Annotated in this window: 15 protein-coding genes; 3 read left to right on the top strand and 12 right to left on the bottom strand. The window is 53.4% G+C overall.

What is annotated here, in order from left to right; all coding sequences use genetic code 11:
* Positions 1-16: 16 nt before the first annotated feature.
* The 10 genes from traJ to CI959_RS09855 all read right to left on the bottom strand — a co-directional run bounded on the left by traJ (position 17) and on the right by CI959_RS09855 (position 8063).
* Positions 17-1021, bottom strand: coding sequence for a conjugative transposon protein TraJ (traJ, locus tag CI959_RS09900; RefSeq protein ID WP_007366507.1), 1005 nt, complete (start codon positions 1019-1021; stop codon positions 17-19).
* A 3-nt stretch (positions 1022-1024) separates the two neighbouring features.
* The gene (locus CI959_RS09895; RefSeq protein WP_007366508.1) at positions 1025-1654 is read right to left on the bottom strand and encodes a DUF4141 domain-containing protein; all 630 of its coding nucleotides are present in this window, start codon (positions 1652-1654) and stop codon (positions 1025-1027) included.
* Between the two features lie 23 nt (positions 1655-1677).
* Positions 1678-2058, bottom strand: coding sequence for a DUF3876 domain-containing protein (locus tag CI959_RS09890; protein WP_007366509.1), 381 nt, complete (start codon positions 2056-2058; stop codon positions 1678-1680).
* A 49-nt stretch (positions 2059-2107) separates the two neighbouring features.
* Positions 2108-4612, bottom strand: coding sequence for a TraG family conjugative transposon ATPase (locus CI959_RS09885; RefSeq protein ID WP_005850488.1), 2505 nt, complete (start codon positions 4610-4612; stop codon positions 2108-2110).
* On the bottom strand, positions 4609-4941 hold the full coding sequence (locus tag CI959_RS09880; RefSeq protein WP_007366512.1) for a DUF4133 domain-containing protein: 333 nt from the start codon (positions 4939-4941) through the stop codon (positions 4609-4611). The genes CI959_RS09885 and CI959_RS09880 overlap by 4 nt, the downstream gene beginning before the upstream one ends.
* A gap of 10 nt (positions 4942-4951) precedes the next feature.
* Positions 4952-5263 carry a DUF4134 domain-containing protein gene (locus CI959_RS09875; RefSeq protein WP_009016663.1) on the bottom strand — a complete coding sequence of 104 codons (312 nt, stop codon included), beginning with the start codon at positions 5261-5263 and terminating at the stop codon, positions 4952-4954.
* A 202-nt stretch (positions 5264-5465) separates the two neighbouring features.
* The gene (locus CI959_RS09870; protein WP_007366514.1) at positions 5466-6200 is read right to left on the bottom strand and encodes a hypothetical protein; all 735 of its coding nucleotides are present in this window, start codon (positions 6198-6200) and stop codon (positions 5466-5468) included.
* A gap of 20 nt (positions 6201-6220) precedes the next feature.
* Positions 6221-6568, bottom strand: coding sequence for a DUF3408 domain-containing protein (locus CI959_RS09865; protein WP_028899187.1), 348 nt, complete (start codon positions 6566-6568; stop codon positions 6221-6223).
* Between the two features lie 2 nt (positions 6569-6570).
* Positions 6571-7011 carry a DUF3408 domain-containing protein gene (locus tag CI959_RS09860; protein WP_007366516.1) on the bottom strand — a complete coding sequence of 147 codons (441 nt, stop codon included), beginning with the start codon at positions 7009-7011 and terminating at the stop codon, positions 6571-6573.
* A 2-nt stretch (positions 7012-7013) separates the two neighbouring features.
* Positions 7014-8063, bottom strand: coding sequence for a ParA family protein (locus CI959_RS09855; RefSeq protein ID WP_007366517.1), 1050 nt, complete (start codon positions 8061-8063; stop codon positions 7014-7016).
* A gap of 421 nt (positions 8064-8484) precedes the next feature.
* On the opposite strand from CI959_RS09855, the gene mobA reads away from it, so the two are divergent.
* From mobA to mobC, 3 genes are read left to right on the top strand one after another with little or no spacing between them, the layout of a single operon-like run.
* Positions 8485-8913: a conjugal transfer protein MobA gene (gene mobA / locus CI959_RS09845; RefSeq protein WP_005809224.1), complete on the top strand. Its 429-nt coding sequence runs from the start codon at positions 8485-8487 to the stop codon at positions 8911-8913.
* Positions 8892-10139, top strand: coding sequence for a conjugal transfer protein MobB (gene mobB, locus CI959_RS09840; protein ID WP_032543188.1), 1248 nt, complete (start codon positions 8892-8894; stop codon positions 10137-10139). The genes mobA and mobB overlap by 22 nt, the downstream gene beginning before the upstream one ends.
* A 30-nt stretch (positions 10140-10169) precedes the next feature.
* Entirely contained in the window at positions 10170-12179 is a 2010-nt protein-coding gene (mobC, locus tag CI959_RS09835) for a conjugal transfer protein MobC (protein WP_032543187.1), read from the top strand.
* An 81-nt stretch (positions 12180-12260) separates the two neighbouring features.
* Here the strand turns inward: mobC and CI959_RS09830 are convergent, their stop codons facing one another.
* Positions 12261-12866 (bottom strand): RteC domain-containing protein, encoded by a 606-nt coding sequence (locus CI959_RS09830; RefSeq protein ID WP_032543186.1) that lies wholly within the window; start codon positions 12864-12866, stop codon positions 12261-12263.
* A 238-nt stretch (positions 12867-13104) separates the two neighbouring features.
* Positions 13105-13527, bottom strand: coding sequence for a dihydrofolate reductase family protein (locus CI959_RS09825; protein WP_004291474.1), 423 nt, complete (start codon positions 13525-13527; stop codon positions 13105-13107).
* Positions 13528-13807 lie beyond the last annotated feature (280 nt).

Here is a 13807-nt window from a genome sequence, read left to right as displayed (position 1 = left end):
TATAATTCCACATTGATTATTTCAGCAGTTTCCCGGCACGTCCGACCATGTTGCCTGCGGTAGCACCCGCCACGCTTCCCGCCATGCCTCCGGCGCGTCCCGCCATCTGGTTCACGTTGCGCCCGTAGCCGCCCATGCCCCCGGCTTGGATGATCCAGCCCGCCACCGTCGGAATGGTGAAGTAGCCGATGATGCCGATTATCATGAACACGATATACACCCCGTCGCTGGAATCCAGCGAGAAGTTGGGGTCGGTCTGCATGCGCTCGATGTCGCTCTGGAGCATCAACACCTGAATCTTGGCGAGTATGGTGCTGAATATGTCCGACACGGGCAGCCACAGATAGACCTGAATGTAGCGGCATATCCACTGCGTGAGCGTGCTTTGGAAGCCGTCCCACACCGATATGGCGAAGGCTATCGGACCGAGTATCGCCAGCACCACGAGGAAGAAGGTGCGGATGGTGTCTATCACGAGGGCGGCGGCTTGGAACATCAGTTCCAGTATCTCGCGGAAGAAGTCGCGGATGCCCTTCTTCATCTTGTACATCCCCCGGTCGATATACATCCCCGCCATCGTCACCATGTCGGAGGGCGACCAGCCCAATTCCTCCAGTTGCTTGTCAAACTCCTCGTTGGACACGAGGTAGGCGGTTTCGGGGTTGCGCACCATCGCCTCGTATTCCAGCCTGTCCTTCTGCTCCCGGTACTTGTTCATGTCCAAAGTCTGCGTTTCGAGCAGTTTCGCCGTACCCTGCACGACGGGCGAGAGGACGCTGTTTATCGTGCCAAGCACCACCGTAGGGAAGAACATGATGCACAGACCGACGGCAAAGGGACGGAGCATCGGGAAGACGTCTATCGGTTCGGCTCTCGCCAACGACTGCCATACCCGGTAGGCGACATAGAAGAGCGCGCCCAGCCCGGCGATGCCTTTCGCCACGCCCGCCATGTCGGCGCACAGCGGCATCATCTGCTCGTAGAGCGAGCGGAGAATCTGGTGAAGGTTGTCGAACTCCATAGGCTACCAGTATCTTTCGTTCATGCTCCCGTACAGCCCCATGATGCGGTCAAGGTCGTTTTTCTTCTTCGCACGCAGGTAGCTCACGCTGATATTCTTGTTGGTGTAGTAGCTCACGAGGTTGCGGTAACGCTTCATCTTGGAGTGGCAGCGTTCCACCACGTCCATGCGCTCCTTGTCCGTCATGGAGAGCGTGGTGATGTTCACCACGTTCTTCAACTCCGTAAGCACGTCATTGGATTCCTCCAGCAGCTTCGTGTACCCGAAGGCGATGGCTCCGAGTTCCTCCACCGTGAAGTTGTCGTCGCGCAGCATCTTCTGGAAGCTGGTCACGTAGATGTCCGTGATGTCGCCTACCATCAGTATGGTCTGCTGCACCTTGCGGGCGTCCTTGACCAGATTGTTCACGGATTTGAGGGCGTCGTAATACTTCTTGCCCTGCTCGTAGATTTTCACCGTTTCCTGAAAGTTATTCACCATGTTCGTGGCGGTCTTCGAGGTGTGGATGATGTTCTTCGAGGCATTGATGATGCCCTGCGCCAGATTGCCCGGATCGCTCACGACCCATTGGGCGGAAGCCCTGCCCGCGAGAAGCAGGCACAGGCAGATGACGAATGTTATTCTTGTTCTCATGTTTCTTTGGATTTTAGCGGTTCTTATTTTCCTGCCGGAGTTTCCGGCTGCGGCTTCACACGCACGTAGTCCCCGTTCGGTGAGAAGGTCAGCACGTCGGTGGCTTCGTTATACGCCACGTCGATGCGGAAGCCGGTGTTCATGAACAGGTTGCCGTTCTCCTCCTGCAAGAGGTAGGTTTCCGGTTTCAGCCTGCGGCGGATGCCGCTCCGTTTGAATACCGTCACCTTGTAGGCTTCGCCCTCCTTGTAGATAAGCACGTCGGGCTTGCCCTCCACGCTTTCCCAATTCCCGCACAGCAGGTCGCGGCGGTTCTCCGCCACGTCGCAGGATTGCAGCACCATGACCGCCAATCCGATCAGACACTTGCTGACTTGCAGCATCTTCATTCTTGATATGCTCATACGCTTTTCTTTTTTCGTTGATAAATCTGTTTTACCGATTATTGATTACTTACTGCTTGTTTCTCCGTCTTTCGGCAAGCTGTCGGATGGCGGCTTCGATGTCGCCGCCCAATTGCTCCGCCAGACGGTACACCTCCACCTTTTCCGTTTCCTCGGTGGTGTACGCCAGATACTCTTCCGCGCTCACCTCGGTGGCATAGACCGCCGACTGCGTGCCGCCCAAGCCTATCCACACCTCCTTGTAGAGCCGTGAGGGGTTGTTCGCCATGTTGATGGAGAGTATCTGCGACTTCTCCTTCTCCGTCAGTCCGAGCAACGCCTGAATCTGGTCGAACTTGTTCATGTACTTGCGCTGGTCAAGCAGGATTTTACAGTCCGAGTTGTTGATGATGCTCTCCTTGACGACGGGCGAGGAAATGATGTCGTCCACCTCCTGCGTCACCACGATTGCCTCACCGAAGTATTTGCGCACCGTCTTGTACATATAGCGCAGGTAATCAGCCATGTTCGCCGACGAGAGAGCCTTCCAAGCCTCTTCCACGATAAGCTGCTTTCTCACACCTTTCAGACGCCGCATCTTGTTGATGAAGGCTTCCATGATGATGATGGTCACTACCGGGAACAGTTCGCGGTTGTCCTTGATGGAATCGATCTCGAAGACGATGAACCGTTTGCCCAGCAGGTCGATGTTCTCCGCCGAGTTGAGCAGGAAGTCGTAGCGTCCGCCCCGGTAATACTGCCGCATGGTGGTGAGCATGTTGTCGATGTTGAAGTCCTCCTTCTCCACCTTGATGTCGCGTTCCGCCAGTTCCCTGCGGTAGTCGTCGCGCATGTACTCGTAGAAGGTGTTGAACGAGGGGACGATGCTCCGGTCAGCCCTGATGCGCTCGATGTAGGCACTCACGGCACTGCCCAATTCCCCGCTTTCGGTTTTCGTCACCTTGTCGTCCTCCGACTTCCAGAGCGTCAGCAGCAGCGTCTTTATGCTGTCCTTTTTCTCCACGTCGAACACGTAGTCGTCGGTATAGAACGGGTTGAAGCTGATGGGCTTCTCCTCCGTGTAGGTAAAATACACGCCGTCCGTGCCGCCCGTCTTGCGCCGTATCATCTCGCATAGCCCTTGATAGGAGTTTCCCGTGTCCACCAATACCACATGCGCGCCCTGCTCGTAGTATTGCCGCACGAGGTGGTTCATGAAGAACGACTTGCCACTGCCCGAAGGACCTAATACGAACTTGTTACGGTTCGTGGTGATGCCCCGCTTCATCGGCAGGTCACTGATGTCGAGGTGCAGCGGTTTTCCCGTGAGCCTGTCCACCATCTTGATGCCGAAGGGCGAGAGCGAGCTGCGGTAGTTGGTTTCCTCCGTGAAGAGGCACACCGCCTGTTCGATGAAGGTGTGGAAACTCTCTTCCGCCGGAAAGTCCGCCGCGTTGCCGGGCATAGCCGCCCAATAAAGTGTCGGGCAGTCGATGGTGTTGTGGCGCGGCACGCACTCCATGCTTGCCAGCTGGCTGCCCACGTCGTTCTTTATGTGCTTCAGCTCTTCCGCGTCGTCGCTCCACGCCATGACGTTGAAGTGCGCCCGCACCGAGGTCAGCCCGTAGGAGTGCGCCTCGTTCAGGTAGCGGTCTATCCACTCGCGGTTGATGCTGTTGCTCCGGCTGTATCGGGATAACGACTGCATATTCCTTGCGGACTTCTCGAATTTTTGAAGGTTCTCCTCGCTGTTGTCGATAATCACGTACTGGTTGTAAATGTGGTTGCAGGAGAGCAGCAGCCCCACCGGGGAGGCGAAGGAGAGGCGGCAGTCCGAGCGGTCGGTGGAGAGTTTCTCATACCGTGTGTCGGTAGCCACCGTGCCGGGAAGGTCTTCCGCGTCGGACAGGGTGTGCAGGCACAGGCGATTGTCGCCGATGCGCATCTCCCGTGCCGAGAGGTCTATGTCCTGTAACGTGGCGTCGCCTTCGGGCATGAGCGAGAAGTAACGCTCTATCAGTCCGGCTTTGCCGTCTGTCCCCACGATCTCGTCGGTGGAGAGGCGGCGCAGCCTGACAAAGCCGCTGTCGTTGATGATGCGCTCGAACTGTTCCGCAGCCTCCATGAACTTCGCGGCTGTTTCCTTGTCCAGTTCCTTCGGGATGATATGCCCCCGGCACAGCGTGCTGAAATTGCTCTGCATCCGGTTACGCTCCTTCGTCGTCTTGGTCAGGTAGAGGTAGCACGTGTGCTTCAGGTACGGTCGCTCGTTGAAGTGCCGCTCGAAAGAGCGGCTCAAAAAACTCATGTCGTCCTTGTGAAGTTCCGGCGTGTACTTCTCCTTGATGAACCAGTCCTGCTTGTGGACGACGGAGAAGTCCGGCAGCACCTTGATCGCCTTGCACCAGCAGCCGTGTATAGCCTCGTACTCCGCACCCGTCACGGTATAAAGCTCCGGCAGTTCCACCTCGAAAGCCACCGTGATGTCGGCGTCTTTGGAGATGATGCAACCTTGCTCCACCGCCAATAGCGGGAACTTGTTTTCCAGTGTTGTCATTTTGGATGTATTCCTCATGTCGTTTCTTCCTTTCGTTTCCGTTTGAATAATCGGGTGATCCGCCGCCGGTTGATAAGGTATCGGGGATGGCTCCTTGTTGCCCCTAATTTCATCAGTCCGTGTTCGCCGTACCGGGCGTTCAGCGCGAAGGTCTGCCATACGAGGATGGAAGACGATGCCACGCCGAAGCCGATACATACCCACTGGTCGATGCCGACCATGTAGAGGATGACGAACAGGACGAAGAGAGCCAGCAGACCTCCGCAGAAGATGAAGAGGTACTGAGCCTTCAAACCCTTGAACTCTACCGGACGGCCGATACCCTTGTTTATCGGGTATTCAGCCATACATTGTTTATTAAAGGAAGAATGAGCGCAGGATGGTGGCGGCGACAATCAGGAAGATGCACGCCCCGAACCACGAGGCGGCAGTCTTGGATGTGTCGGGATCGCCGGACGAGAATTTCCCATACACTTTCACGCCCCCGATAAGCCCGACTACCGCGCCGATGGCGTAGATGAGTTTCGTGCCGGGGTCGAAGTACGAACTCACCATAGAGGTGGCTTCGTTGATGCCCGCGATGCCGTTTCCCTGCGCGAAGGCGGAGGCGGTTGCGGCAACCAGAAGTGCCGCAGAGAGGATAAGTTTCTGTCTGTTGTTCTTGTTCATAAACTGTTCTTGTTTTGTGCCGTCCAAAGGGTGGATGGTCCTTTGTCGGGCGGTTGATACTCGATTACTTTACTTTGGTTTAGTGGGTTGCCCGTTTGTTTCTACGGACTTGGGTGTGTCCGTTGCGAATTGGCTGTACCTTGTACCGCCGTGCGCGTGGGTGATGCCGTCTTACGTTTTCATTCTCATTCTTTTTTAGTCGTTATACATAGTTGCGGATGTCGAAGTTCTCAATACTGTCCGGGACGACAAAATCCTTTTTCGGTTTATTCTTCTTCAGCCGGATTTCGATAAGTCCCTTGATGCGGATGCTCATTTCAGACGAGCCGGTCATCAGCTTCTCGTACAGCTCCGTCCCTTCCATGTCGGTGAAGACCTTTGCCGCCCGCTCCCGTTCCGTCGTTGTCGCTTCCGGGTTCTTGGCGGTTCTGACCGCATCGTCTATCTCGTCGAAACTGCTTCCCGATGCCCTCGGCGCGTCGGGCGTTTCTTCCTCCGGCTCGTCCTCCCCGAACTCCAGTTCCGAAGGCGTGAGGCTCGTGAAGGTTTCGTCGAGTTTATCCTCCGGGACTTGTGCGGGACGGGACACGGTTTCCGTGTTTCCGTCGTCAAAAGTAGTCTCTTCCTCCGTCAGCTCAATGCCTTTTTCCGAAGTGGCGGCTTCTTGCGTCGGTATGGCAGCGGTTGTCCGGGGCGATGCCATCCTGAAACGGCTCTTGCCGATGATGTCCGGGGTGTCTGCGGGCGGTGTGTCCCTTACCGTTTCGGGCTTTGCCGCCGTGCCGCCCAACGACCGCCACACTCCGGCTATGCTTCTTAGGAAGCGGACAAGTCTGGTTTCCATGATCCTGTCATAAAGGAGCAGGAACAGGAACCACAGGTTGCAGCCGACCGATACGGTCAGCAGAATATCAGTCATGCTTATTGTTTCACTCATGCACGTTCTCTTTTTGAGGGTTAAAATACTGCGTCGTAATTCTGGGCGTAAAGGCTCTTTATCGCCTCCTCGCACTGGTTGAAGTGGTGCGTAAGCACATGGTCGATGTAGGCGGACAGCGACAATTTGTCATGCCCGATCACACGGGTGATGCGCATGATGCGGTCGTGGTACTCCGGACGCACATACGCCATCTTTCCCTCGCGTGCCTTCACTTCGGCTTCACGGATGAACAGCCGTTCATAGTCCTTTTCACCGCATTTGCCGCCTAACGGCACGGGGGATAGGATTTCCACACTCGCCTGCACTTGGGCAAGCATACCGCCGCCGTCATGCTGCGGACTTCTGTTTTTCTGGTTCTTTTCCATATTCAAATCAAGTCTTCACGTTGTTTCTTGTACAGTTCGTTTATTTTCTCCTTGTGCTGTTCCAGATGTTGGCGCAGCACGGTGTCCACGTAGCCGCCTACCGAGATTTCACGCCCGGCGATGTCGTTCACGATTTTGAGAATCTTGCTGTGGACATCGCGGCTGATATAGACGCACTGGCGCGTCTTTATCTCGTTGCGGCGGAGGAACAGCCCGGAATAGTCGTCCTCCTGCCGTTTGCGGCGGACAGTGTCCCTCTGCGGTTTTTCCTTTGCCGTGTATTGCGCGGGCGGCGGTTCCGTTTCAGGGACGCTTTTTTCTTCGGGAGCAGGCGCGGGCGGCTCCTGCGCGTGGTACAGGGTCCCGTCCTGCCTGCGTCTGCCGATGGAGGCTATCAACAGTTCCTCGTCAATGCCTTCGGTGTTCACTTTCCTGCTGCCCATGATTATTGAGGTCTGATGATACGGCTTATCTCTTCCGAGAACTCACGGATGCCGCTCCCTTTCAGCAGGGACGCATCCATCGGGAAGATGGTCGAGCGGAACACGCTCTTGCGCTCTTCCGAGAGGTCGCGCCGGAACTTCTTGCTGTCGGGCAGGCGGGTGGACAGCACCGGCAGCCCCATCTCGGCGATCACATCCTCATACAGGTCGTAAAGCCCGTTCTTCTCCCTGCCGTCCACCATCGTCCAGAACAGGTACAGCCCTTTTGTTTTCGCCTGTCCCGTCGTCATGAGGTTGTCACGGAACATCACAGCGAATTGCAGGGTGCTTTCCACGACAAAACGGTCGGCACTCATGGGCGCGAAGATGTAGTCCATCTGCGAGAGGGTCTTGACCACGCCGTTGCTTTTCAGGGTTCCCGGCATGTCGAAAAACACGATGTCGGGTTTCACCTCTTCTTCGGCAAGCATCCTTTCGGCATCATCGAGGGCGTTAAGGGCGTCGCTTGCGATGACCGGGTAGGCGTTCTTCCTTATCTTGCGGAAGTGGTCACACGCGAGTGCCTTGAAATAGAGGCTCCCGCCGATAAGTCCCGTTTCACGTTCACGCAACCCGTGTATGCTGTGCTGCGGGGTGTCGCAGTCTATGACTGCGACATTGTGTCCTTTCACGTTGTGGAGGTAGTTGGCGGCAAGTGCCGTGACGGTGGATTTGCCGATACCCCCTTTCTGTGTTGCGAATGCAACGAATGTTTCATTACTCATGGTTCTGTTGGTTTTAATGGTTGATGAATTGTTTTCCTGCTCCGATACGGAATCGGTGACATGTATATCCGCGTCCGCGAATCTCTGACTGTCCGGTTCGTCACGTATCCGCTTCAACGGTGGGGCAGGGATTCGGATAACTGATGAATGACGACATTGCGTCATGAAGTCATTGAATCCGTGAATCACCGCGTCATTGTAAAACCGGGTATCCGAAGGTTCGGGTATCCGGTCAGGCAAATAGCCGCCGAAGCGGTTTGCCGGGTATTTGAAAGCCTCATTTTTCATATCTTCAAATCGTTCGTTTCTTGAATCATGCTGCAAATAAACAAGGATATTTTTGAACCTGTATCACTTCCCCGACAAGTGGCGGCATGTTGCGCCGGTTGGCACTGATTGTCCGGGTCAAGCCTCTGTCCGATACCGCTTTAAGGGCGTAACTTTGCACCCGAACGGCAGGGTTCGCCGCAGGTGGCGCAGCCCGGAGTTTGAAAGGCATTCCCCCAATCCGGCCCCGACGGATTTTTATGTTCGCCTGAACATAGCAAGGTATGTTTTCAGCCGCTCAAAATATTTTGAGCAGCCACGAAAACGCCTTGCCCTTGCAGGGGGGCGGGCTTACCCTCCGAAGTCGGGAAGCCTCTCAAACCTGCGGTGCTGTGCCTCGAAGCGGCGGCTTATGCCGTCAAACCGCTAAATCCAAAGTAATATGAGTGAAAAAAGAAGAAACAAAGGCGGGAGAAATCCCAAACTCGATCCGGCGGTGTTCCGCTACACCGTCCGTTTCAGCGAGGAGGAACACAACCGTTTCCTCTCCATGTTCGAGAAGTCGGGCGTTTACGCCAAGTCGGTCTTCCTGAAAGCGCACTTCTTCGGGCAGCCGTTCAAAGTGCTGAAAGTGGACAAGACGCTGGTGGATTACTACACCAAACTGTCCGATTTTCATGCGCAGTTCCGCGCGATAGGCACGAACTACAACCAAGTCGTGAAGGAACTGAGGCTGCATTTTTCCGAGAAAAAGGCGATGGCGTTGCTCTACAAGCTGGAGCAACAGACCGTCGAACTCGTGAAACTGAGCCGCCGGATTGTGGAACTTTCAAGAGAGATGCAGGAAAAATGGTCGCAAAAATCAGTGTAGGAAACTCGTTGTACGGCGCACTTGCCTACAACGGGGAAAAGATCAACGAGGCGAAAGGGCGGCTTCTGACAACCAACCGCATCTACAATGACGGTTCGGGGACGGTGGATATCCACCGGGCTATGGAGGACTTTCTCGCTCTGATGCCCGTGCGGTCGAAGGTGAAGAAACCGGTGGTGCATATCTCGCTCAATCCGCATCCCGACGATATTTTGACGGACACAGAACTTCAGGACATCGCACGGGAGTATCTGGAGAAGATGGGGTTCGGCAACCAGCCGTATCTCGTTTTCAAGCATGAGGACATCGACCGCCACCATCTGCATATTGTGACGGTCAGGGTGGACGAGGAAGGCAGGAGCATAGACACCCGGAATAACTTTTACCGGAGCAAGCAGATAACACGCGAACTGGAACGGAAATACGGGCTGCACGACGCGGAACGCAAGAACCGCCGTCTTGATACGCCGCTGCGCAAAGTGGACGCTTCTGCGGGCGACGTGAAGAAGCAGGCGGGGAATCTGATTAGAGAACTGAACCGCAGATACAAGTTTCAGACGATGGGCGAATACCGCGCCCTTCTTTCCTTATATAATATGACGGTGGAGGAAGCGCATGGCAATGTGCGCGGACGTGAGTATCACGGGCTGGTCTATTCCGTCACGGACGATAAGGGTAACAAGGTCGGTAATCCTTTCAAGTCCTCACTGTTCGGGAAGTCCGTCGGCTATGAAGCCGTACAGAAGAAGTTTGCCCGTTCCAAGCAGGAGATTAAGGACAGGAAACTTGCTGACATGACGAAACGCACCGTCTTTTCCGTGCTGGAAGGCACGTATGACAAGGAGAAGTTTGTTGCCACGCTCAAAAGGAAGGGCATCGACACCGTGCTACGCTACACGGAGGAAGGGCGCATCTATGGAGCCACGTTCATCGACCACCGCACGGGCTGCGTGTTAAACGGCTCACGCATGGGCAAGGAACTTTCTGCCAACGCCTTGCAGGAACACTTCACGCTGCCTTATGCCGGACAGCCGCCGATTCCGCTCTCCGTTCCGGTGGAGGAACTGGAGAACAGGCAAGGATATTCCGGAGGGGAATACGAAAGCCATTCCAGCGGCATGAACCTGTTTGCCCCCGAAGGTCCGGCAGTGGACGCTGAAGAGGAAGCCTTCATCCGGGCGATGAAGCGCAAAAAGAAGAAAAAACGCAAGGGCTTGGGTATGTAATCAGAGTATCAACAATTAAAAAATCAATGTATGTCACAACAAGAAGACGATTTGAGGGCATTGGCGAAAATCATGGATTTTCTGCGTGCCGTGAGTATCATTTTAGTGGTCATGAACGTGTACTGGTTCTGCTACGAAGCCATCCGGCTGTGGGGCGTGAACATCGGCGTGGTGGACAAAATCCTTCTGAACTTCGACCGCACGGCGGGGCTGTTCCATTCCATTCTCTACACGAAGCTGTTTTCCGTCCTTTTGCTTGCCTTGTCCTGTCTGGGTACGAAGGGTGTCAAGGGTGAGAAAATCACTTGGGGGAGAATCTGGACAGCATTTGCCGTCGGGTTCGTGCTGTTTTTCCTGAACTGGTGGTTGCTGCCCCTGCCGCTGCCGCTTGAAGCGGTGACGGGACTGTATGTCCTTACCATTGGAACGGGCTATGTCTGCCTGTTGATGGGTGGTCTGTGGATGAGCCGCCTGTTGAAGCACAACCTCATGGACGATGTATTCAACAACGAGAACGAGAGTTTCATGCAGGAAACACGGCTCATAGAAAGTGAGTATTCGGTCAATCTGCCGACACGTTTCTATTACAGGAAACGCTGGAACAACGGTTGGATCAATGTAGTTAATCCCTTCCGTGCGTCCATCGTGTTGGGTACGCCGGGCAGCGGCAAGTCCTATGCCGTGGTAAACAATTTTATCAAGCAACAGATTGAAAAGGGCTTTAGTCAATACATCTACGATTTCAAGTATCCCGACCTATCTACTATTGCCTACAACCATTTGCTGAACCACCCGGACGGCTACAAGGTAAAGCCGAAGTTCTATGTGATCAACTTCGACGACCCGCGACGCTCTCATCGGTGCAATCCCATTCACCCGGATTTCATGGAGGATATTACAGACGCTTACGAGAGTGCGTACACGATTATGCTCAATCTCAATAAAACGTGGGTGCAGAAGCAGGGTGACTTCTTCGTGGAATCACCTATTATCTTGTTTGCCAGTATTATATGGTATCTCAAAATCTATAAGGGTGGTAAGTATTGCACGTTTCCCCATGCCATTGAGTTCCTGAACCGCCGTTACGAGGATATTTTCCCGATTCTTTCTTCATATCCCGAACTTGAAAACTACCTCTCACCATTCATGGATGCTTGGCTCGGTGGGGCGGCTGAGCAGCTTCAAGGGCAGATAGCATCGGCGAAAATTCCGCTCTCGCGCATGATTTCCCCGCAACTCTATTGGGTAATGTCGGACAGCGAGTTTACGCTGGATATCAACAATCCCGAAGAGCCGAAAATCCTGTGCGTGGGTAACAATCCCGACCGTCAGAATATTTATGGTGCGGCTCTCGGTCTGTATAACTCCCGTATCGTAAAGCTCATCAACAAGAAGGGGATGCTGAAGTCGTCGGTCATTATAGATGAACTACCGACGATATATTTCAAGGGGCTGGACAACCTTATTGCCACCGCACGAAGCAACAAGGTTGCCGTGTGTCTGGGCTTTCAGGATTTCAGCCAGTTGGTGCGCGACTATGGCGATAAGGAAGCTAAAGTCGTGATGAACACCGTCGGTAATATCTTCTCCGGGCAGGTGGTGGGTGAAACCGCCAAGACGCTATCCGAACGCTTCGGAAAGGTCTTGCAGAAACGGCAGTCCATTTCCATCAACCGGCAGGACGTTTCCACCTCTATCAATACGCAGATGGACGCGCTTATCCCGCCCAGCAAGATTTCCGGCTTGACGCAGGGAATGTTTGTCGGTTCTGTGTCCGATAACTTCAACGAGCGCATTGAACAGAAGATTTTTCACTGCGAGATTGTCGTGGATGCAGAGAAGGTGAAACGCGAGGAAAAAGCCTACAAGAAGATACCCGTCATTACCGACTTCACGGACGAGGATGGCAACGACCACATGAAGGAAACGGTGCAGGCGAATTACAGGCGCATCAAGGAGGAAGTCAAGCAGATTGTTCAGGAGGAACTGGAGCGGATTGCCAACGACGACAATCTGAAACACCTGTTACAGCAGAAATAACCGGGCTGACGTGAGGCAATGAAAGCGGGCGGAACAAAGTATCAAACTTGCTCCGCCCGTTATTCTTTAGGGATTCTTAGTCTATCTTCTCATACGCTCCATCTCTTCGTCACGGAGCATCTTCTCGTTCAGTTTTTCCTGCATTTTGTCAAGGAAGTAGGTGCGGCTTTCGTTCTTCCGGCGTTTGATATCAGTGTAGAAGCGGTAGCAGTCTTTAGAATCAACCCCGAATATCTTATAGAGAAGTGGGGCGAGCTGTTTGAGCGGCATATTGCCGTTGTTGATGCAGCCCATCACGTCTATGCCGTAGATAAGTTCCACGAGGTCGATGGCATTGCCCGTCCATTGAAGAAGGCTGGCGGTGGTTTCTGTTGCGTTGTTGGCGGATATTAGTGGTGGCACTTGGGGCGTGGCAAGGAATTTCTGCATCTTTCTTACGAAAGACAGAGCCTTGCTGACGTAGGCGGCAATCTCTCTTTTTTCTTCTGACAGATTACGTACGGGATGGTGCTGCAACTCGATTTCGATGTAGGCAAGCGCGATGACGGTAAGGTTCATGTCCATGCCGCCGTTGCACAGTTCGATCACTTGGGTGGCGAAAGCCGTGTATGCCGTTTCCATATTGCAGTCGCCGGCTTCGTTTATCAGGCGGAAAAAGTCGGTTTCCGCCAGCAAGAAATAATTCATGGTTCTGTCAATTTTGAAAATTACACTTTGTTTTCTGCGTGCGCACATGAATATAATTGGCAAAAAACGCGGCAGAAAATAAAAAATCCAACACTCAATTTTACAAAGTGCTGGATTTCAGAGGTATAAAATTCAGTATTTTTTCACAAGGACAAATTATCTCCGACTTAAATTGTTTGTAATCGGAACATTTATTCTATTCCTGAAAATAGAAATGTATGCTTGCCGCACATTTTGGCTATCTTGCTTTTTTATCAAGGATATAGATAATGCGACATACACCGTTGGGATAGCTTTTCAAAGAGGAAAGCGTCCAGTGTTGCTCTGGCAGAGCCGACTTAAAAAAATGTCGTCCGCTTCCGGATATGAAAGGAACGGTGTATAGTATGATTTCATCCACAGCGTGCATCCGCAGCAGTCCGTTTATATAGTCTGCCGTGTCCGGTGTGGCTTCCGCGAGGTAACGGATGTTTGTGCAGTCTTTTCTCCATTCGTGCAGCATTGAAATGGAATAGTCCGGTGTCACACGGTAAAAGGCTTTCTTCCTGATTTCATCAAGACCGCAACGGTCAAGGCACAAATCCTGATGTGCTTTATCATATAACTCTGAAGAAAGACATCCGTCCATCGTCAGTACGGCGAGAATCTGAACTTTACCCATAATCGTTTCCTTTCGTTAGGCAAGGGTAAAAAAGTAGCGTGCAATTCACACTACCTTCAAGCGATGGCTCTGGTAAAGCCTTTACGGAGAGTACGTGAATGCACGCTATGCGTAAGCATAGCATAAGCATCACGCAATCGTCTCCGTAGTTCCAATTTACCAGATTTTCGCTTGAAACGCCTTGCGGTCTTATCCTATATGTTGGCGGCGAAAAGCTCCTGCCAATCGCCGTTTTTCTCAAATGTTATGCAAAGATAGCCAAATTCAGTGAATTACGGGC

It is taken from the genome of Parabacteroides sp. AT13 (assembly GCF_002272965.1).
GTDB lineage: Bacteria > Bacteroidota > Bacteroidia > Bacteroidales > Tannerellaceae > Parabacteroides > Parabacteroides distasonis.
This window is presented reverse-complemented; position numbering and strand designations above follow the sequence as displayed.

Coding starts and splice junctions, on each gene's coding strand:
- CI959_RS09830 (WP_032543186.1), bottom strand. CDS start 12,866: ATGAATTATTTCTTGCTGGCGGAAACCGACTTTTTCCGCCTGATAAAC.
- traJ (WP_007366507.1), bottom strand. CDS start 1,021: ATGGAGTTCGACAACCTTCACCAGATTCTCCGCTCGCTCTACGAGCAG.
- mobB (WP_032543188.1), top strand. CDS start 8,892: ATGGTCGCAAAAATCAGTGTAGGAAACTCGTTGTACGGCGCACTTGCC.
- mobC (WP_032543187.1), top strand. CDS start 10,170: ATGTCACAACAAGAAGACGATTTGAGGGCATTGGCGAAAATCATGGAT.
- CI959_RS09855 (WP_007366517.1), bottom strand. CDS start 8,063: ATGAAAAATGAGGCTTTCAAATACCCGGCAAACCGCTTCGGCGGCTAT.
- CI959_RS09860 (WP_007366516.1), bottom strand. CDS start 7,011: ATGGGCAGCAGGAAAGTGAACACCGAAGGCATTGACGAGGAACTGTTG.
- mobA (WP_005809224.1), top strand. CDS start 8,485: ATGAGTGAAAAAAGAAGAAACAAAGGCGGGAGAAATCCCAAACTCGAT.
- CI959_RS09875 (WP_009016663.1), bottom strand. CDS start 5,263: ATGAACAAGAACAACAGACAGAAACTTATCCTCTCTGCGGCACTTCTG.
- CI959_RS09895 (WP_007366508.1), bottom strand. CDS start 1,654: ATGAGAACAAGAATAACATTCGTCATCTGCCTGTGCCTGCTTCTCGCG.
- CI959_RS09880 (WP_007366512.1), bottom strand. CDS start 4,941: ATGGCTGAATACCCGATAAACAAGGGTATCGGCCGTCCGGTAGAGTTC.
- CI959_RS09865 (WP_028899187.1), bottom strand. CDS start 6,568: ATGGAAAAGAACCAGAAAAACAGAAGTCCGCAGCATGACGGCGGCGGT.
- CI959_RS09885 (WP_005850488.1), bottom strand. CDS start 4,612: ATGAGGAATACATCCAAAATGACAACACTGGAAAACAAGTTCCCGCTA.
- CI959_RS09870 (WP_007366514.1), bottom strand. CDS start 6,200: ATGAGTGAAACAATAAGCATGACTGATATTCTGCTGACCGTATCGGTC.
- CI959_RS09825 (WP_004291474.1), bottom strand. CDS start 13,527: ATGGGTAAAGTTCAGATTCTCGCCGTACTGACGATGGACGGATGTCTT.
- CI959_RS09890 (WP_007366509.1), bottom strand. CDS start 2,058: ATGAGCATATCAAGAATGAAGATGCTGCAAGTCAGCAAGTGTCTGATC.